General features: G+C 70.2%; 19 protein-coding genes. 10 read left to right on the top strand and 9 right to left on the bottom strand.

Annotation, left to right across the window (positions count from 1 at the left end; translation table 11 throughout):
• Positions 1-2 precede the first annotated feature (2 nt).
• The 4 genes from ACIA5D_RS31580 to ACIA5D_RS31595 form a co-directional block, all read right to left on the bottom strand.
• A complete protein-coding gene (locus tag ACIA5D_RS31580) occupies positions 3-1,136 on the bottom strand; it encodes an ABC transporter ATP-binding protein (protein WP_396033990.1) in 1,134 nt (377 codons plus the stop codon).
• A gap of 4 nt (positions 1,137-1,140) precedes the next feature.
• The gene (locus ACIA5D_RS31585) at positions 1,141-2,907 is read right to left on the bottom strand and encodes an ABC transporter permease (protein WP_396033991.1); all 1,767 of its coding nucleotides are present in this window, start codon (positions 2,905-2,907) and stop codon (positions 1,141-1,143) included.
• A gap of 76 nt (positions 2,908-2,983) precedes the next feature.
• Positions 2,984-4,036, bottom strand: coding sequence for an ABC transporter substrate-binding protein (locus ACIA5D_RS31590; protein WP_396033992.1), 1,053 nt, complete (start codon positions 4,034-4,036; stop codon positions 2,984-2,986).
• A 175-nt stretch (positions 4,037-4,211) separates the two neighbouring features.
• Positions 4,212-5,450 carry an MFS transporter gene (locus tag ACIA5D_RS31595; RefSeq protein ID WP_396033993.1) on the bottom strand — a complete coding sequence of 413 codons (1,239 nt, stop codon included), beginning with the start codon at positions 5,448-5,450 and terminating at the stop codon, positions 4,212-4,214.
• 82 nt (positions 5,451-5,532) lie between these two features.
• Here ACIA5D_RS31595 and ACIA5D_RS31600 point away from each other — a divergent pair, with 82 nt between their 5' ends.
• From ACIA5D_RS31600 to ACIA5D_RS31615, 4 genes are read left to right on the top strand one after another with little or no spacing between them, the layout of a single operon-like run.
• Positions 5,533-6,837, top strand: coding sequence for a Rieske 2Fe-2S domain-containing protein (locus ACIA5D_RS31600; RefSeq protein ID WP_396033994.1), 1,305 nt, complete (start codon positions 5,533-5,535; stop codon positions 6,835-6,837).
• A gap of 4 nt (positions 6,838-6,841) precedes the next feature.
• Entirely contained in the window at positions 6,842-7,291 is a 450-nt protein-coding gene (locus tag ACIA5D_RS31605) for a hypothetical protein (RefSeq protein WP_396033995.1), read from the top strand.
• Positions 7,288-8,121, top strand: coding sequence for a 3-methyl-2-oxobutanoate hydroxymethyltransferase (locus ACIA5D_RS31610; protein WP_396033996.1), 834 nt, complete (start codon positions 7,288-7,290; stop codon positions 8,119-8,121). The genes ACIA5D_RS31605 and ACIA5D_RS31610 overlap by 4 nt, the downstream gene beginning before the upstream one ends.
• Positions 8,102-8,947, top strand: a complete 846-nt coding sequence (locus ACIA5D_RS31615) for an alpha/beta fold hydrolase (RefSeq protein ID WP_396033997.1) — start codon at positions 8,102-8,104, stop codon at positions 8,945-8,947. The genes ACIA5D_RS31610 and ACIA5D_RS31615 overlap by 20 nt, the downstream gene beginning before the upstream one ends.
• Here ACIA5D_RS31615 and ACIA5D_RS31620 read toward each other — a convergent pair.
• Both ACIA5D_RS31620 and ACIA5D_RS31625 read right to left on the bottom strand, forming a co-directional pair.
• Positions 8,934-9,398 carry an RpiB/LacA/LacB family sugar-phosphate isomerase gene (locus tag ACIA5D_RS31620; protein ID WP_396033998.1) on the bottom strand — a complete coding sequence of 155 codons (465 nt, stop codon included), beginning with the start codon at positions 9,396-9,398 and terminating at the stop codon, positions 8,934-8,936. The two genes, ACIA5D_RS31615 and ACIA5D_RS31620, sit on opposite strands and share 14 nt — an antisense overlap.
• Position 9,399: 1 nt before the next feature.
• Positions 9,400-10,269: an ABC transporter substrate-binding protein gene (locus tag ACIA5D_RS31625; protein ID WP_396033999.1), complete on the bottom strand. Its 870-nt coding sequence runs from the start codon at positions 10,267-10,269 to the stop codon at positions 9,400-9,402.
• Positions 10,270-10,325: 56 nt separating this feature from the next.
• Between ACIA5D_RS31625 and ACIA5D_RS31630 the strand changes: the two genes are divergently transcribed.
• From ACIA5D_RS31630 to ACIA5D_RS31650, 5 genes are all read left to right on the top strand, one after another.
• The gene (locus ACIA5D_RS31630) at positions 10,326-11,441 is read left to right on the top strand and encodes a zinc-binding dehydrogenase (protein WP_396034000.1); all 1,116 of its coding nucleotides are present in this window, start codon (positions 10,326-10,328) and stop codon (positions 11,439-11,441) included.
• Complete coding sequence (locus tag ACIA5D_RS31635; protein ID WP_396034001.1) at positions 11,441-12,115, top strand: 4-carboxy-4-hydroxy-2-oxoadipate aldolase/oxaloacetate decarboxylase; 675 nt, start codon at positions 11,441-11,443, stop codon at positions 12,113-12,115. Before ACIA5D_RS31630 ends, ACIA5D_RS31635 begins: the two co-directional genes overlap by 1 nt.
• Positions 12,112-13,122, top strand: coding sequence for an amidohydrolase family protein (locus ACIA5D_RS31640; protein WP_396034002.1), 1,011 nt, complete (start codon positions 12,112-12,114; stop codon positions 13,120-13,122). The genes ACIA5D_RS31635 and ACIA5D_RS31640 overlap by 4 nt, the downstream gene beginning before the upstream one ends.
• Complete coding sequence (locus tag ACIA5D_RS31645; protein ID WP_396034003.1) at positions 13,119-13,907, top strand: NAD(P)-dependent oxidoreductase; 789 nt, start codon at positions 13,119-13,121, stop codon at positions 13,905-13,907. Before ACIA5D_RS31640 ends, ACIA5D_RS31645 begins: the two co-directional genes overlap by 4 nt.
• A gap of 95 nt (positions 13,908-14,002) precedes the next feature.
• Complete coding sequence (locus ACIA5D_RS31650) at positions 14,003-15,247, top strand: serine/threonine-protein kinase (RefSeq protein WP_396034004.1); 1,245 nt, start codon at positions 14,003-14,005, stop codon at positions 15,245-15,247.
• 54 nt (positions 15,248-15,301) lie between these two features.
• Here ACIA5D_RS31650 and ACIA5D_RS31655 read toward each other — a convergent pair whose 3' ends face one another.
• The 3 genes from ACIA5D_RS31655 to ACIA5D_RS31665 all read right to left on the bottom strand — a co-directional run bounded on the left by ACIA5D_RS31655 (position 15,302) and on the right by ACIA5D_RS31665 (position 17,112).
• Positions 15,302-15,478: a hypothetical protein gene (locus ACIA5D_RS31655; protein WP_396034005.1), complete on the bottom strand. Its 177-nt coding sequence runs from the start codon at positions 15,476-15,478 to the stop codon at positions 15,302-15,304.
• Between the two features lie 176 nt (positions 15,479-15,654).
• The gene (locus ACIA5D_RS31660) at positions 15,655-16,278 is read right to left on the bottom strand and encodes an NADPH-dependent F420 reductase (protein WP_396034006.1); all 624 of its coding nucleotides are present in this window, start codon (positions 16,276-16,278) and stop codon (positions 15,655-15,657) included.
• Positions 16,279-16,377: 99 nt separating this feature from the next.
• Complete coding sequence (locus ACIA5D_RS31665; protein ID WP_396034007.1) at positions 16,378-17,112, bottom strand: SDR family NAD(P)-dependent oxidoreductase; 735 nt, start codon at positions 17,110-17,112, stop codon at positions 16,378-16,380.
• 275 nt (positions 17,113-17,387) lie between these two features.
• Between ACIA5D_RS31665 and ACIA5D_RS31670 the strand changes: the two genes are divergently transcribed.
• Positions 17,388-17,799: LysR family transcriptional regulator (locus ACIA5D_RS31670; protein WP_396034008.1), on the top strand; the 412-nt coding region annotated here is incomplete at its 3' end.

Here is a 17,799-nt window from a genome sequence, read left to right on the forward strand (position 1 = left end):
CCCTATCGGGTGGCTTTGACTTCCGCGGGGCCGGCGGCCAGGCCGGTCGCCGCGGGCATGACGATCGCGCTGTCCGGGTCGGGCTCGAGGAAGACCAGGTCGCCGTGTTCGAGGCCGACCTTCTCCCGGTAGACGCGGACCTTGAGCAGGTCGGCGCCGAGGCGTACGTGGTAGTCCCAGCAGTCGCCGTGGTAGATCGAGAACTCGATGGTGCCGGTCCACGCCTCGTCGCTGTGCTGGCGGCGGGACAGCCGGAAGCTCTCCGGCCGCATGAAGACGCTGACCTCCTGGCCGGCCTCGACCGTCTCGCACTGCCGGCACAGCATCGAGCGCTTGCCGAACGAGACGGTGGCGCCGTCCGGGCCGACCGACTCGACGATCCCGGTGAGGCTGTTGGAGACGCCGAGAAACGTGGCCGTGAACATGTCGCGGGGGTAGGTGTAGATGGCGTGCGGGATGCCGCGCTCGACGATGTGGCCGCCGTTCATCACCACGACGTCGTCCGAGACCGCGAGCGCCTCGTCCTGATCGTGGGTGACGAACACGGTGGTTATGCCGAGCCGCTGCTGCACGGCCCGGATCTCGTCGCGCATCCGCCCGCGCAAGCCCTTGTCCAGGTTGCTGAGCGGCTCGTCGAGCAGCAGCACCTTGGGCTCGCGGATGAGCGCGCGGGCCAGGGCGACCCGCTGCTGCTGGCCGCCGGAGAGGGCGGGCGCCGGGCGGTCGGCGAAGTCGGCCAGCCCGACCTGGTCGAGGGCTTCGAGGGCCTTGCGCTTGGCCTCGGCCCTGCGCGGGCGGGGGCGGCTGACCCGCAGCGGGAACATCACGTTCTCGATGACGGTCATGTGCGGCCAGATCGCGTACGACTGGAAGACGATCCCGATCGGCCGCCGGTGCGCGCCCACGTAGATGCCGCGGGCCGGATCGGAGACGACCTGGCCACCGATCTCGATGGTGCCGGCGTCGGCCCGTTCCAGGCCGGCGATCAGTCGCAGGGTGGTGGTCTTGCCGCAGCCGCTGGGGCCGAGCAGCGTGGTCAGCGTGCCCTCGCCGACCTCGAGGTCGATGCCGTCGACGGCGTTCGCGGCGACCGCCCGCCCGGGGTAGCGCTTGGTGAGCCCGGTCAACTTAATCATGAGGTCAACTTCCGTTCTTGATGCCGAACCGGCGGCTGATCAGCCGTACGACCAGCGCGAGCGCGCTGAGGAACACCACGATGAGCACGCCCAGTGCGGCAACCACCGGGTAGTTGCCGGACGAGTACAGGTCGTAGACCTGCACCGAGACCACCTCGGTGTCGGAGGTGTAGAGGAAGATCGCCGCGGAGATCTCCCGGAACGCCACGATCATCGTGTAGACGAACGCGGACAGCAGCGACGGCATGAGCAGCGGGATGAAGATCCGGCGGAACGCCTGCGGCCAGTTCGCCCCGCTGGCGGTGGCCGCCTCCTCCAGCTCGTCCTTGATCTGTGCCATGCCGGGGACGAGGTAGCGCATGGCGTACGGGAGGGTGATCGTCACGAAGGCGACGACGAGGATGGTGAGCGTGCCGTAGAGGTGGAACGGCAGCGGCGCGGCCAGGTACCAGTACAGGATGCCGACGCCCATCACGACGCTGGGCACCGCGATCGGGACGGTCGCGAGGCCGTCCAGCAGCCCGCGTCCGCGGATCCGGGTCTTGATCGTCAGGTAGGCGACGACCGCGGCCAGGGCGGTGACTATCAGCCCGGACGCGAACGCCGTGACCAGGCTGTTGCGCAACGCGTCGGTGATACCGGGCCGGTGCAGCACCTGGGAGTAGTTGGTGAGGCTGAGGTGGTGCAGGGCGTCGACCGACGGTGACTCGTACGTGGGGAGGAAGGACGCCCACAGCAACATGAGCAGCGGCAGCGCCACCGCGACCACGAAGAAGACGACGAAGCCGGCGAACCCTGCCCAGCGCCAGCCGCCGAGGTCCTGCGGGCGGGCCCGGAAGCCCTTGCCGGTGATGGTCTGCACGGCGCCGTCGCGGCCCACCTTCTGCGACAGGATCAGCCCGGCGCACGCCACCACCAGCACGAAGATGCCGAGCACGCCGACCGTGCCGTAGTCGGCCGGGAACTGTTGCAGCGCCGAGTAGATCCGGCTGACGAACACGTAGTGCCGGGCCGGGACGCCGATCAGCTGCGGCACCTCGAACGTCGAGATGGTCTGCACGAACATCAGCAGCGCCGCCGACAGGATCGCCGGGCGGGCGATCCGCAGCGTGATGGTGCGGAAGGTCCGGGCCGGGGAGCAGCCGGAGGCCAGCGCCGCCTCCTCGAGCGAGGAGTCCATCGAGGTGAACGACGCGGTGCCCATCAGGTAGGCGACCGGGACGACGTGCATCGACTGCACGAAGACCATCCCGCCCAGCGTGTAGACGTTGAACTGGGGCAGGTGCAGCGCGTGCAGCGCCAGATTGGCCTGGCCGCGCTGCGGGGAGAGCAGCAGGCTCCACGCGACCGTGTTGAGGATGCCGGGCAGGATCAGCGGGACGAGCGCGGCGATCCGGGCGAAGCCCTTGGCCGGCGTGTTGGTCCGGACGACCAGCCAGGCGAGCCCGAACCCGAGGACCGTGGAGACGATCGCGGTGGCCGCCGCGTACACGAACGAATTGAGGATCAGGCTGCCGATGCCGGGCGCCGAGAACGTGCTCACATAGTTGTGCAGCGTCCAGGTGCTCGGCGTGGTGCCGAGGAAGTCGGACTGGAAGCTGGCGTAGAGCATCGTGCCGACCGGCACCAGCGCCAGATAGGCGACGGCGATCGCCGCCACCGCGAGCGTGATGTACCGGGGGTCGAGACGCTCACGCCATCCCCGCCGGTACGGCGCCGGCGGCTCGGGCGGTGGCGGTGCGGTGGTCGGCTGTTCCGCGAGCAACGACATGGATCGCGTCCCTTTGGTCGGATCGGGCGGCGGCGGGCCGTCCGGTGCTGGGATACCCCACCGCCGCTGGACCGGTTCACGGCGCCTGGAGCGCCGTCTTCATCTCGTTGAGCTCGTCGTTGTACGTCTTCGCCGGCAGGTTCGGCTCGCCCCAGGCGGGCTTCCACTTGGCCGGGTCCCAGACCGCGGTGTCGTTCTTGACGTCGGCGCGGATCGAGGTGTGGTTGGTGATGTCGACGACCGCCTGCTGGCCCTCCTGCGAGACCATCCAGTCCTCGAAGAGCCGGGCGGCCGCCGGGTGCGGCGCGTTCTTCACCACGTCGATCAGCGTCAGCGAGGACGGCAGCTGGGCGTCGTTGACGAACTCGACGGTCTTGGCGTTCTTCTTCTTGAGGCTGGAGGCCTTGTATCCGTACGCGGTCGCCGCGCCGGCCGGCTCGCCCGCCTGCACCTGGGTGAGCGCCTGGGTGTGGCTCTCGACGAACACGGGCTTGTTGGCGCCGAGCCGCTTGAGCAGGTCCAGCGCCTGGTCGTGGCCCATCCCGTTGACCAGGCTGTCGTACCAGTTGACCGCCCCCGGGTCGATCGAGAACTGGCCCTTCCAGGCCGGCTTGGTCAGGTCCTCCCAGCCGGTCGGCGCCGGCAGGCCCTTGGACTTCACGATGTCGGGGTTGTACGCGATGACGGTGGTCACCACGTACACGATCCCCTCGTAGCCCTCGGGCAGCGCGAGGCCGGACGGCAGCGCGGACTGGTCCTTGGGCGTGTACGGCTGCAGGGCGCCGGCCTGCAGCAGCTGGGCCACCTGGGGTGAGTCGCCCGAGACGATGTCGGCGGTGTACTGCTTGCCGCGCTGCTCGGTGATCACCCGGGGCGGGATCTTGTCGGCCGACAGCCGCAGCGGCTTGACCTGGACGTCCGGGTACTTCTTGTTGAACGCGGCGACGATGGGCTGGACGTCGTCGTCGGCGAAGGTGGTGTACCAGGTGAGCGTGCCTTCCTTGGCGGCCGCGGCGGCCAGGTCGGCGGTGGAGAGCGAGTCGAGGCTCTGGTCCTTGCCGGCGGCCTGGGTAGGGCTGCCGCCGGAACCGCCGCAGGCGGCCAGGGCCAGAACGAGGGAGGCGGACATGATCGTGAGTAATCGGAAGTGACGTTCTCCGCGAGCTCTCATCTGCGTGAACCCTTCGAGGGAAAGATGCCGCTGTGGCGCAGAGACTCAAGCGATGCCGGCAATGAGGGTGTCTTGGATCACGCCGCAGCTCCTGGAGTATGGACCGAAGGTAGGACCATTTGTCAATGGCAAGTTACGGGCCCGTGACAGCCGCGTCCGCTGGATCGGCCGAGGTGTAATCCCGCAGCCGGGGACTGCGGGCCCCGAGCAGACCCGCGTAGGCGATGGGCACGAGCGACCCCAGCGACAGCGCGGCGACCGGTCCGAGGCCGGCCGCGACCGCCCCGATGATGGTGTCGCCGAGCGCCGGTCCGCCGCGGGAGGCCATCTGGTAGATCGAGGTGACCCGGCCCCGCATCGGGTCCGGTGTCTCCAGCTGCACGGCGGCCTGCCGGATCGTGGTGGCGAGCGCGTCGAACGCCCCGACCAGCAGCCCGGCCGCCAGCGCGAGCAGAAGCGTCCGGGACTGGGCGAGCAGGAGCGTGGCCAGCCCGTACCCGGCCGAGCCGATCAGCAGAATCCGCCCGGTGCGGCCCGGCCGGCCGACCAGGTGCACGACCGGCCCGGTGGCGAGCAGCGCGCCCGCGCTGGGTGCGCTGGAGAGCAGCCCGTACGCGGTCGGCCCGGCGTGCAGCACGGTGATCGTGAGCGCCGGCAGCACCACCCGGTAGGCGCCGAACAGGGTGGCCGACAGATCGAGGCTCATCATCATCCAGATGGTCGGCCGCCGCGCCACGAACCGGCCGCCCTCGGCGATGCTGTGCAGCACCGGCAGGTGCTTGCCCGGCACCAGCCGCGGCACCCGCAGAACCCCGAGAACGACCACCAGCACCGCGTACGTGGCCGCGTCGGCCAGGTACATCAGGCCCGGCCCGTGGATCGCGATGAACAGCCCGGCCAGCGCCGGACCGGTCAGCACGGCCAGCTCGCGGGACGGGTTGAGCAGCGCGAACGCCTGGGGAAGCTCGGAGCGCGGAACCATGGCCGGGATCAGCGCCTGGCGGGCCGGCTGGTCGAACGTGCCGGCCGCGGTGGTCAGCAGCACGCAGACCAGCACCTCGGCGGTGGTCGCCCGGCCGGTCTCGGTGAGCACCGTCAGCACGATCGCGACCACCAGCGCCAGCAGCTGGGTGGCCTGCAGCAGCCGGCGGCGGTCGAGGCGGTCCGCGTACGCGCCGCCGAGCGGGCTGAGCACGACCAGCGAGACGGCCTGGGCGAGACCGACCAGGCCGGTGATCGCGGTGGAGCGGCTCAGCTCGTACACCTGGTAGAGGTTCGCGGCCACGGTCCCCCGCGTGCCGATCTGGGAGAACACCACGCCGAACCAGTAGAGATCGAAATCGCGGTGCTTCAGGACCGCGGGTACGCCCATCAAGCCTCCCCTCTCGATTCAGAGGCCAAATGGTATTACAGTTTGCCTCGCAGCCATCCGGCGTCGCGAAAGGCGGATCTTGATGCTCAAGCAGGAAATCAACGAGCTGCTGACCCGGACCGGTCCCGGGACCGAGATGGGCGACCTCTTCCGGCAGTACTGGATTCCGGCGCTGCTGGCCGAGGAGCTCCCCGAGCCGGGCGGCCCGCCGGTGCGGGTCAAGCTGCTCTCCGAGCGCCTGATCGCCGTGCGCGACAGCGCCGGCAACTACGGGCTGATCGACGAGTTCTGCGCGCACCGGGGCGCCTCGCTCTGGTTCGGCAACAACGAGCTCGCCGAGGGGGAAAGCCCGGGGCTGCGCTGCGCGTACCACGGCTGGAAGTACGACGTGACCGGTCAGTGCGTCGAGGTGCCCTCCGAGCCCGACAACAGCACGTTCTGCCGGAAGGTCAAGCTCACCTCGTACCCGCTGGTCAAGGTGGGCGACATCCTCTGGACGCACATGGGCGACCCGGCAACACGGCCAGATCTTCCCGAGTACGAGTTCTGCACCGTCGCGCCCGAGCAGACGTACACGTCCAAGCGCTGGCAGGAGAGCAACTGGCTGCAGGCCCTGGAGGGCGGCATCGACTCCAGCCACGTCTCCTGGCTGCACAGCGCCGGGCTCAAGACCGACCCGCTGTTCAAGGGCTCCAAGGGCAACGAGTACAACCTCAACGACATGCGCCCGTTCTTCGAGGTCGTCGACTCCGAGGGCGGCCTGTTCGTCGGGGTCCGGCGCAACGCCGAGGAGGGCCACTACTACTGGCGGATCACGCCCTGGGTGATGCCCGCGTTCACGATGGTCCCGCCGCGCGCCGACCATCCCGTCCACGGCCACTTCTGGGTGCCGATCGACGACGAGAACTGCTGGGTCTACACCTTCGACTACCTGCCGGTGCGGGCGCTCACCGACGCCGAGCTGCGGGCGATGAAGGCCGGTCACGGCGTGCACAACGAGTACGAGCCGGGCGGCACCTATCGGCCACTGCAGAACAAGGACAACGACTACCTGATGGATCGGGCCGCCCAGCGCCGCGGCGAGACGTTCTCCGGCATCAGGGGCATCGCGATGCAGGACGCCTCGCTGCAGGAGAGCATGGGCCCGATCGTCGACCGCTCCAAGGAGCGCCTGGTCTCCGCGGACAGCGGCATCATCAAGGCCCGGCGCAAGCTGGTCGCCGCCGCCGTCGAGCTGCGCGAGAAGGGCGTCGTCCCGCCCGGCGTCGACACCGCCCATCAGCGCGTGCGGTCGGTCGCCACGGTGCTGCCGCAGGACGCGTCGTTCCTCGACGCCTGCAAGGACGCGCTGACCGCCACCCCCGGCGTCCGTCAGACCACGGTGTGAGCCGATGACCTCTCCTCCCACGCTCCTCAACAGCTGCGCATGGGCGGCCACCGCCCGCGAGGCGGCCTTCCGGATCGACAAACCCCCGGCCCGCGTACGCACGAGCCGGGTCTTCGCCCTCGACCCCGGCGCCGGAACGGTGGTCGCGGATCTGGTCCGCCTGCCGTGGCACGACACCCGGTTCATCCCCTCGGTCGATCTCGGCCGGCTGGACGACGAGCTCCGGGACGCCGATTTCGCCATGATGATCGCGACGGCCGACGACGGCGCCGCGGCCGCCTCGGCGATCGGGCACGCCTGCGCCCACCGGGGCATCACCACCGCCGGGATCGTGCTCGGGCTGGGCTACCAGACCACCGAGGCGGTCGCGGCGCTGCGGCCGCACGCCCGGGTGCTGCTGGTGACCGAGGACCGGCAGGACATCGTCGAGATCCTGTCCGAGGTGGGCGCATGACGCCCCCGACGCTGCCCGCGCTGCTCGATCGCAAGGGCACCGGTTCGAAGATCGTCGGTGTCGTGGCCTGGGACTTTCAGATGGCCCGGGTGGCCGTCCGCGCGAGCGCCGACCTCCTGGTCGTCGGCGACTCGGTGGGCGTCAACCTGTGGGGGCACAGCAACCCCTTCCAGGTCACGCTCGACGAGATGATCGTGGTGGCGGCGGCGGTCCGGCGCGGCTCGTCCGGCACGCTGGTCTGCTGCGACTTCCCGTACGGCCCACTGCAGCAGGGACCGCGGGCCGCCGTCGGCGCCGCCGTCCGCATCGTGAAGGAGACCGGGGCCGACCTGGTGAAGCTGGACGGGGCCGCGGACCACCTCGACGGGGTGGAGGCCGTCCGGCGGGCCGGCGTGCCGGTGTTCGCGCAGATGGGCGTCACCCCGCAGCTCGCGTTGCGGCACGGCGTCGACTACGCGTCGCTGTCCGCTCCCGGCGCGGAGGTTCCCTCGACGCTGGCCTCCTCGCTGGTGGCCGAGGCCAAGCGCCTCGAATCGGCCGGCGCCTCGATGATCGACTTCACCAACTCGGGCCCGGTCGCCGGTCCGCTCGTCGTGGACGCGGTGTCGATCCCGGTGCTGGGCGGCTTCGGCGGCGGGCCCTGGCTGGACGGGCGGGTGCGGCTGGCCCACGCGGCGATCGGTTACGCGGCCTCCGGGATAGATCAACCCCTTGACACGTACGCGCAGGTCGCGCGGACCGCACTGGAGGCGCTCTCGGCGTACGCGTCGGATGTGCGCGCCGGGAAGCAGATCAGAGGAGGGATCCGCGTTGCCGAGGACGGTCATTGACGGGATCACCACCCGGTACGCGGTGACCGGCGACGGCCCGCCGATCCTGATGTACTCCCCCGGCGGCTTCGACTCCCGCCTGGAGAACTGGGAGACGCTCGGCATCTACCGCAGGACCGGCATCCTGGCCCGGCTGGCCGCGTCCTACACGTGCATCACGTTCGACCGGCGGGAGTCCGGGCTCTCGGGCGGCCGGGTCGAGCGGCTGTCCTGGTCCTCGTACGTCGACCAGGGCGCCGGCCTGCTGTCGCACTTGGGGTTCTCGTCCGCCTTCCTGATGGGCGGTTGCGTGGGCTGCTCCTCGGTCCTCGCCCTCGCGCGGGCGCACCCGTCGCTGGCCCGGGGCCTGGTGCTCTACTCCCCCGCGGGCGGCCCGCGCTACCGGATCACCCAGCACGCTCGCTTCGCGACCCATGCCGCGTACGTGCGCTCGGCCGGTCTGGACGCGGTGGTGGAGCTGGCCCGGTCGAGCGACGCGAGCTTCACCAAGGACCCGCGGGTCGGCCCGTGGGTGACGGTGATCCGCACCGACCCGGCGTTCGCGGAGTCCTTCGCGAAGCTCGACCCGGCCCGCTACGAGCTGCTGCTGGCCGCGACCGCCCGGGTCCTCTACGACCGCGACACGGTTCCCGGCGCCGAGCCCGAGGACCTGATGGCCCTCGACGTGCCGGCGCTGATCGTCCCGGGGCAGGACGCCTCGCATGCCCCGTCGGCGGCCCGCTACCTGCAGGAATGCCTCCCGGCCGCCGATTACTGGGACATGCCGGTGGCCGATCAGGAGTCGACCGCGCCGGCCCGGGTGCTGGAGTTCCTCAACGCCCACTGACCCGGGTGATCTCGTCCTTCTCGATCGCCATCACCGCGTCGACCCGGCGCTGGTGAATGCCGCCGCGGAAGCCGGTGGTCAGCCACAGGTCGGCGAGGTCGATCGCCACGTCGTCGGCGAGGACCTTCGCGCCGAGGATCAGCATGTTGCTGTCGTTGTTCAGCCGGGAGATCTCGGTGGTGAAGCGGTCGAAGGCCAGGCCGGCGCGGATTCCGTGGATCTTGTTGCAGGCGATGTGCTCGCCCTGGCCGCTGCCGCCGACGATGATGCCGCGGTCGGCCGCGCCGCCGGCCACCAGGTGGCCCACGTCCACGCACAGCGCCGGGTAGTCGACCTGTTCGTCGCCGTGGCTGCCACGGTCGTCGAGGTCGTGGCCGAGCGCGGTCAGGTGGGCGATCAGGCGGGCCTTGAGGGCCACGCCGTTGTGGTCGGCAGCGATCGCGATCCGCATGTCAGCCCACCAGGTCCCAGGTGCCGGAGGCGAACAGCTCCTCCAGCACCGGCGGGGCGGCGAGGATCCGCTGGTCGAGGGCGTGCCGGATCAGTGTGGTCAGCACGTGGCGGTTGGGCTCTATCCCGTACGCGGGGGTGTCGTCGCCGTTGATTTTCTTCGCCTCGGCGAACGCATGGAACAGGGCGGGCGCGAGGGCGGGATCGGCGGCCAGCAGCTCGTCGCGCACGACCACCAGGTGGTTGATCGGGAGGAGGCCGGTGCGCCGGAACGAGGCCAGGGCGGCCGCCTCCGGATCCTCGATCAGCGGGACCAGGCCGTCGGCGGCGGTCACCCCGACCACCGCGGCCAGGTCGCCGGACGCCACCATCTCCGGCAGCGACGACCCCGGCGGCGCCGGCGCCACGTTCGGCGGCGGCTCGAACTCGGCCACGTGCTCGTCGCCGGAGGGCACCCAGGTGATCCGGGACAGGTCGACGCCGTACTCCTCCTGCAGCACCGCCCGCGCCCAGACCCCGGTGGTCACCGTGTAGCCGCGGTTCACGCCGACCCGGCGGCCCTCCAGCTGCTTGGGGTGCTCGATCGGACCCCCGGCCGCGCGCAGGATCGCGCCGTGGTGGAAGCCGCGCGCCAGGAACACCGGCAGCGCGGTGAACGGTTTCCGGTACGCCTTGGCGGCCAGATAGGTGGTGGCCGCCATCTCGCACACGTCGAACTCGTTGCCGCGCACCATCCGCCGGAACGCCTGCACGAGCACCGGGACGTCCTGCCAGTCCAACTCGTACCCGGCCGGTCGCACCGTGCCGTCGAGCAGAGCCCGGTTGAGGCCCGAGGGCCGGCTCACCGCCGTCAGTCGCTTCTCCGCCGCCATGCTGTTAGGGTACCAAATGGTTAGACCATTAGTCACCGACCTTCAGGAGTTCCCCGATGGCGGAAAAGGCTCTGGCGGCCGTACGCGTCGCGCCGGGCACCACCGAGATACGCGAGTTCCCGATGCCCGACGTGCCCGGCGACGGAGCGCTGCTGCGGGTCGAGGTGGCCGGCATCTGCGGCACCGACGTGAAGATGTACGCGAAGCCGCCCTTTGCCGATCCGGTCATCATGGGCCACGAGAACATCGGCATCATCGAGCGCTCGGGGCCCACGTTCCGCGAACGCCACGGCGTCGAGGACGGCGACCGCGTCTTCGTCGAGCACTACGTCGGCTGCTACAAGTGCGAGTGGTGCCGGATCGGGCAGTACCGCCATTGCGAGAACACCGACTGGCGCACGAACCCCGATGCCCGGCGCTACGGCTACACCTCGTCCGACAAGCCGGGCCGGCTCTGGGGCGGCTTCGCCCAGTACATGTACCTGCCGTGGAACGCCGTGCTGCATCGCGTCCCCGGCACGGTCACCGCCGAGCTCGGCGGCATCGTCACCCCGCTCTCCAACGGCATCGAGTGGGCCCTGGTCGACGGCGGCGTCGGCTACGACTCCACGGTGCTGATCCAGGGCCCCGGTCAGCAGGGCCTGTCCCAGGTGGTGGCGTGCAAGCAGGCCGGCGCCTCGCTGATCGTGATCACCGGCACGGCCCGCGACAAGGCCCGGCTCGACCTCGCCCTCGCGCTCGGCGCCGACCATGTCGTCGACGTGACCGCCGGCGACCCGCGCGAGCAGTTGCGCAACATCACCGGCGGCAAGGGCTTCGACGTGGTGCTGGACTGCACCGCGGGCGCCGGCACCGCGCCGGTCCTGCTCGGCATCGACGTGCTCAAGCGCCGCGAGGGCACGCTGCTGATCCAGGGCGAGCTGGCGGCGTTTCCCGACTTCCCGGTCAAGAAGCTCACCGAGAAGGCGATCACCATCAAGAGCGCCCGCGGGCACAGCTTCCGCTCCTGCGAGCTCGCGCTGGCCCAGCTCGCCTCGCACCGCTTCCCCCTCGACGAGCTGGCCACCCACGCGTACGGGCTGTCCGACGTGGACACCGCGATCCGGGCGGTCGGCGGCGAGATCGGCGAAGGCGTCATCCATGTCTCGCTGCTGCCGTGGCGGGATCTCTGATGGCGCACGTCGTCGTGCAGAACCCGCCGCGGACGCCCGCGCCGATCGTCGACGCGCTGGCCGCGTACGGCGTGGCGACCGTGCACGAAGCACAGGGACGCACCGGCCTGCTCAAGCCGCGCATCCGGCCGATCTGGGCCGGCGCGCACATCGCCGGCGTCGCCGTGACCGTGAGCGTGCCGCCCGGCGACAACTGGATGCTGCACGTCGCGGTCGAGCAGTGCCGGCCCGGCGACATCATGGTGGTCGCGCCGACCTCGTTCTCCGACGCCGGCTACTTCGGCGAGCTGCTGGCGACCGCGCTCACCCACCGCGGCGTACGCGGCCTGGTCATCGACGCCGGCTGCCGGGACGTGGCCGAGCTCGAGCGGATGGGCTTTCCCGTCTGGTCGGCGTGCGTGTCCGCCACCGGAACCGTGAAGGAGACTCTCGGCAGCGTCAACGTGCCGATCGTCTGCGCCGGCCAGATCGTCGACCCCGGCGACGTGGTGGTGGCCGACGCCGACGGTGTGGTGGTCGTGCCGCGGGCCGACGCCGGACAGGTGCTGGCCGCGTCGCAGGCCCGTGAGGAGAAGGAGGCGATCTCCCGCAAGCGGTACGCGGCCGGCGAGCTCAGCCTCGACGTGTCGGACATGCGGGCGGCCCTGGCAGCGAAGGGGCTGACCTACCGATGATCATCGACTGCCACGGCCACTACACGACCTCCCCGACGGCGCTGTCCGCGTACCGGAAAAAGCAACTCGCCTGGATGGACGACCGCACGCTCGGCCGCCCCCGGCCGCCGCTCATCTCCGATCAGGAGATCATCGACAGCATCGCCGGCAACCAGCTGCGCCTGATGGACGAGCGCGGCGAGGACATCATGCTCATCTCGCCCCGCGCCTCAGGCATGGAGCACCACCGCCCGGATCGCGGCATCGCCCGGGACTGGGCGAGGGTCAGCAACGACCTGGTGCACCGGGTGGCTTCGCTGTTCCCGGGCCGGTTCGCGGCGGTGTGCCAGCTGCCACAGACGCCCGGCGGATCGATGGTCGAGCCGGTGCGCGAGCTACGCCGCTGCGTGGAGGAGCTCGGCTTCGTCGGCTGCAACCTCAACCCCGACCCGTCCGGTGGCTTCTGGACCGCGCGGCCGCTGACCGATCCGTTCTGGTTTCCCCTGTACGAGGCGATGGCCGAGCTGGACGTGCCCGCAATGATCCACGTGTCGTCCTCGGACAATCCCGCGGTGAACACGCTGGGCGGCCACTACCTGAACGCCGACACCACGGTCTTCATGCAACTGGTCGAGGGCGACCTGTTCAGCCGCTTCCCGACGCTGCGCTTGGTGATCCCGCACGGCGGCGGCGCCGTGCCCTATCACTGGGGCCGGTTCGAGGGCTTGTCGGTACGGATGGGCAAGCCGCCGCTGGCCGAGAGCGTCCTGGGCAACGTCTTCTTCGACACCTGCGTCTACCACCAGGCCGGCTTCGACCTGCTGACCCGGATCGTGCCGGCGGCCAACCTGCTGTTCGCCGCCGAGATGCTGGGCGCCGTCCGCGGGAACAACCCGTCGACCGGCGCGCCGTGGGACGACACCAAGCGCTACCTCGACGCCGCCGGCCTGTCCTTCGCCGTCCGGCGGCAGATCGAGGAAGAGAACGTACGGCGGGTGTATCCCCGCCTGAACAAGGTGCTGTCGTGATCGTCGGGGTCGCCGGTCTGGGCGCGATGGGCCGCCCGATCGCCACGCGACTGGGCCATGCCGGTTTCGACGTCCTCGGGCTGGATCCCCACGCCGCCGCCATCCCGGGCGTCCATCTCGTGTCGAGCCTGGCCGAAGCCGATTTCGTCTTCGTCATCGTGCCGACCGACGAGGACGTGGCCGAGGTGGTCGACGGCCTCCTGACCACTCCCCACCCAGGTCAGATCATCGCGATCAGCGCGTCCGTGCGTCCCGAGACCTGCCGAGCCCTCGCCGAGAAGGCCGCCACCCACGGCGTGGACGTCCTGGACGTAGCCCTGACCGGCGGAATCCGGGGCGCCGAGTCCGGAACGCTCAACCTGCTGATCGGCGGCAACCCAGCGGTGGTCGAGCGGTCCACCCCGGTGCTGGCCGCCATCTCGACGGGCCGGCACGTACTGGGCCCGGTCGGCGCCGGCCAGGTCGGCAAGGCAGCCAGCAACCTGATCCACTGGGCCGAGATCGTCGCCATCGACGAGGCAATGCGACTGGCCGCGGCGTACGGCGTGGCGCCCGCCGTGCTGCGGGCCGCCCTGCAGGAGGGCGGCACCGACAGCCGCACGCTGCGCGAGCTGGAGCTGATGAAGTTCACCTGGTGGGCCAAGGACATCGCGATCGCCGAGCAGATGGCCGCGGCGGTCAACCGCGAACTGCCCGTGGCCGGGCAATCCCGGCGCCTGATGCCGACGATCACCGTGGAAAGTATCCGCGAGCTGCTCAGCCCTGAGCCCTCGCCGGCGCCGTAACCAGTCGTCAGGTGCGGGCAGGCCCTGACCTCCTGCGCGGGACTGCGCCGACGCCGAAGGGTTTCGCCCGGATCCACGAGGGAACGAGATGGCCCGTGGAGATCGGACAACTGATCGCCGGGCGCTACCGGCTCCGGGAGCGGCTGGGTCAGGGCGGAATGTCGGACGTGTGGCGGGCCGACGATGACGTGCTGGGCCGCGAGGTGGCGGTGAAGGTGCTGTCCGCCGTTCTGGCCGGTGACCCTGACCAGCGGCGATTGATCCGCGACGAAGCACGGGCCGCGGCGCGGCTGCGGCACACGAACGTCGTCGCCGTCTACGACTACGGCGAGTTCGCCGACGCGGACCGCACGATGTCGTACGTCGTGATGGAGCTGGCGGACGGCCGGACCCTGGCCGACATGCTGACCGGCGGCCCGCTCCCGTGGAAGGTGGCGACGCTGGTCGGCGCTCAGGTCGCGGCCGCCCTCGCGGCGGCCCACGCCGACGGCGTCGTGCACCGCGACGTCAAACCCGCGAACGTCATGGTGACCAGCGCGGGAGTGAAGCTGCTCGACTTCGGCATCTCGGCTGCGGTCGGTGCGCTCGACGGCGCCGACGGGCAACTGCTGGGTACGCCCGCCTATCTGGCGCCGGAGCGCATCGAGGGCGGCCCGGTCCGGCCGGCGACCGACGTGTACGCCCTCGGCCTGCTGATGTACCTCGCGCTGGCCGGGCAGATGCCGTGGCAGGCATCGACCGTCACCCAGATGGTCAAGGCAAACGTGTACGCGAAACCCGCGCCGTTGCCGGCTCTTCCGGGACTCCCACCTGCGGTTGCCCGGCTCGTGTCGCGCTGCCTGGCGAAGCGACCGGCCGACCGGCCCAGTGCGATCGAGGTCTCGGAGGTATTCGGGGAGGTCGCCGGCCTGCCGTCCTCGACCCTGCTGCGCACCGTGGCCGCACCAACGGTGGCGTTGCCCGCGGTGACGACCCGCCTTCGCGGCCGAGCGCTGCTGATCGCCGCCGGCGTGGTCGCGGGGGTGCTGATCGCGGGTGGCGCCTGGTGGGCCGACGACGGCCCGGTGAAGCCGGGCCAAGCCGATGCGGTGACGGCCCCGTCCGTCGCGGTGACTACCAGTGCGCCGGTGCCGTCCTCGTCCCCGCCCTCGTCCTCGTCCTCGTCCTCGCCGGAGGGCACCGTACGACCGGTCTCCGCGGAGCGAAAGCCGACCGGCTCAGCGAGGAAACCGCCGAGCGCGATGGCCGTGCAAGTATCGAAGGGAAAGTCGGCGCCGGCTCCCGCCGGGCCCGGGAAGGCGGCCAAGCCCCCGCGGCCGAAGAAGCCCGGCAAGAAGTGACCCGGGCTGACTCACCATCACGATCACCAGCGAGCCCGGCCGCCGTCCCTGCCATCAGCTGGCGGGGAAGTAATGGCCGTTGTCCAGGTCGGCGAGCAGGCTGGGCTGAGTGGGTTCCCAGCCGAGGGTCCGGCGGGTGATGAGGTTGGACGCCGGGTAGCTCTGCGTGACGATGTTCGCGAGGAACCCGAAGTATCCCGGCACCATCAGGACGTCCTGGGGAACGCTCACGACGGGCAGGCCCACACAGCTGCCGATGGCCTCGGCGATCTCGCGGAACGGGATGCCCCCGTCCCCGACCGCGTGCCAGGGTCCTCCTCGGTGGCCGGCCGGCCCAGGCTCCCGGACGAGCCTATGCTGCCCGCTACGACCAGCGGCTTGCCGGTTCCCGCCAGTGCCCCGGGGGCTCAGCCGGTAAATTCGTCGACGCCGAGGGCGAAGTCCCCGTGGCCGACCCCGTTGCCGGCGAGGCCCACCGTGACCAGGCCCATTCCTTCCAGCCAGTGCGCCATTTTCAGGCCGCCGACGTCCAGCGGGCGCAGCCCGAGGCTCTCGATGAATGCCGCCACGCCCGCCTTGGCCTGCGCATTGTCGCCGGCGATGAAGACGTTGGGCCGGCCCTTCTCCAGGACATTACGGAAGATGGTGTTGAACGCCTTCACCACGCCGGCGCTGGCCGGGGCCACCTTGGCGACTTCCTGCGCGATCGACGTCTCCTCGCCGTGGGCCAGTCCGTCGAACGTGGCGTTGAAAGGGTTGCTGATGTCGACGATGACCTTGCCCGCGAGGGCGTCTCCGTACTCGGCGACGACCGGAACGACACCGTCGTACAACAGGGCCGTAATGACGATGTCCCCGGCCGGGACGGCGCCCCACTTGCCCGTCGTCGCGCCGCCGCCCAGAGCCTTGGCCAGCCGATCGGCCTTGGACTGATCGCGTCCCATGACCTCGACGGTGTTGCCGCCCGCCACCGCGAGCGTGCCGATGGCACGGGCCATGTTCCCCGTACCGATGAGGGTGATGTTGGTCATGAGGTGTGCTCTCTTCCTGTTCCCGAGTTGTCGCTCTGTCTCGTTCGTGCCGGATCAGGCGCAGAGCGTCGGCACGACGTTTCTGGGCCAGTTGTGTGTTCAGATGGCGGTGGTGCCCCCATCGGTGACCAGTTCCAGGCCGTTGACGTAACTGGAGTCGTCGGAGGCGAGGAACAGCGCGACGGTGGCGATTTCGTCGGGTCGGCCCATCTTTCCGCGGGGGATGAGGGACTCGAATGCGGCCCTGGTTGCCTCGTCGAACAGTTCTTCCTGTTTGGCGGTGGCGACCTGGCCGGGGGTCAGGACGTTGACCCGGATCTTGCGGTCGCGCAGTTCGTTGAGCCAGACGCGGGCCCAGGCCTGCTGGACGGCTTTGCTTCCCGCGTAGAGGCTCCAGCCAGGGAAGGCGCCGAGGGAGGCGTTGGATCCGGTCATGAAGATCGAGCCGTGGTCGTTGATCAGCGGCAGCGCCTTCTGCACGGTGAACAGGGTGCCGCGCGCGTTGAGCCAGAAGGCGCGGTGGAACTGTTCCTCGGTGATCTCGCCGAGGACGGCGGGTTCGCCCATCCCGGCACTGGCCCACAGCACGTCGATCGAGCCCTTTTCACGCTTGACGGTGTCGTACAAGCGGTCCAGGTCGTCCAGTTCGGCCGCGTCACCCTGGACGGCGGTGACGTTGTGGCCGATCAGCTTGACGGCGTCGTCCAATGCTTCCTGCCGCCGGGCCTGGATGAAGACGTACGCTCCTTCCTTCACGAACAGTTCGGCGCCGGCCAGTGCCATGCCGGTGGATCCGCCGGTGATCACCGCTACCTTGCCATCGAGCTTTCCCACGATCACTCCGTTGAATTGATGAGTATCCAAAACTGTTCGGTTCTCATATACACAAGACTATTTACTTAACGTACTCAGTGGCTGGTCGGAGTGCCGTTGTCAACGGTTGTGTCGTCGATGCCGTCAAATGACACGACGGGTCCGGCTCATTCTTATATCGAATTCGCTCCGGCTCCATCAGGTACCGATTAAGCGTGCCATTGGCCTGAGTCGGTGTCCAAGACTTCTTTCAGCGGTTGCGATACCCTCAAGGCATCGCCGGACCGGGAGGCCCCATGGATCTGGACCTGCGCAAGGTGCGCTACTTCGTCGCCGTCGCCGACAAGCTGCACTTCGGCCGCGCCGCCGAAGAGCTGCACATCGCCCAGCCAGTGCTCAGCCGGCAGATCCGCGCCCTGGAACACGATCTCGGCACCCCGCTGCTGACAAGGGACAGCCACGGCGTGGCGCTGACCGACGCCGGCCGGCAGTTACTGACCGACGCCGGCCCGCTGCTGGCCTCCGCGCACGCGGTCCGCCACCGGGTGACCATGGCCGCGCGCGGCAGCCAGCGGCTGACGGTCGGCTTCCGGGCGGGCATCGCGGTCACCCCAGCGGTACGGCAGTTCGCCACCCAGCACCCCAACGTGATCGTGGACATGCAGCGCATCGAATGGGACGACCAGGCCACGATGCTGCTCAACGGCC

The organism is Actinoplanes sp. NPDC051513, from assembly GCF_044454685.1.
Lineage (GTDB): Bacteria > Actinomycetota > Actinomycetes > Mycobacteriales > Micromonosporaceae > Actinoplanes.

Coding starts and splice junctions, on each gene's coding strand:
- ACIA5D_RS31585 (WP_396033991.1), bottom strand. CDS start 2,907: ATGTCGTTGCTCGCGGAACAGCCGACCACCGCACCGCCACCGCCCGAG.
- ACIA5D_RS31625 (WP_396033999.1), bottom strand. CDS start 10,269: ATGGCGGCGGAGAAGCGACTGACGGCGGTGAGCCGGCCCTCGGGCCTC.
- ACIA5D_RS31640 (WP_396034002.1), top strand. CDS start 12,112: ATGATCATCGACTGCCACGGCCACTACACGACCTCCCCGACGGCGCTG.
- ACIA5D_RS31600 (WP_396033994.1), top strand. CDS start 5,533: ATGCTCAAGCAGGAAATCAACGAGCTGCTGACCCGGACCGGTCCCGGG.
- ACIA5D_RS31595 (WP_396033993.1), bottom strand. CDS start 5,450: ATGGGCGTACCCGCGGTCCTGAAGCACCGCGATTTCGATCTCTACTGG.
- ACIA5D_RS31635 (WP_396034001.1), top strand. CDS start 11,441: ATGGCGCACGTCGTCGTGCAGAACCCGCCGCGGACGCCCGCGCCGATC.
- ACIA5D_RS31630 (WP_396034000.1), top strand. CDS start 10,326: ATGGCGGAAAAGGCTCTGGCGGCCGTACGCGTCGCGCCGGGCACCACC.
- ACIA5D_RS31605 (WP_396033995.1), top strand. CDS start 6,842: ATGACCTCTCCTCCCACGCTCCTCAACAGCTGCGCATGGGCGGCCACC.
- ACIA5D_RS31660 (WP_396034006.1), bottom strand. CDS start 16,278: ATGACCAACATCACCCTCATCGGTACGGGGAACATGGCCCGTGCCATC.
- ACIA5D_RS31620 (WP_396033998.1), bottom strand. CDS start 9,398: ATGCGGATCGCGATCGCTGCCGACCACAACGGCGTGGCCCTCAAGGCC.
- ACIA5D_RS31580 (WP_396033990.1), bottom strand. CDS start 1,136: ATGATTAAGTTGACCGGGCTCACCAAGCGCTACCCCGGGCGGGCGGTC.
- ACIA5D_RS31590 (WP_396033992.1), bottom strand. CDS start 4,036: ATGTCCGCCTCCCTCGTTCTGGCCCTGGCCGCCTGCGGCGGTTCCGGC.
- ACIA5D_RS31610 (WP_396033996.1), top strand. CDS start 7,288: ATGACGCCCCCGACGCTGCCCGCGCTGCTCGATCGCAAGGGCACCGGT.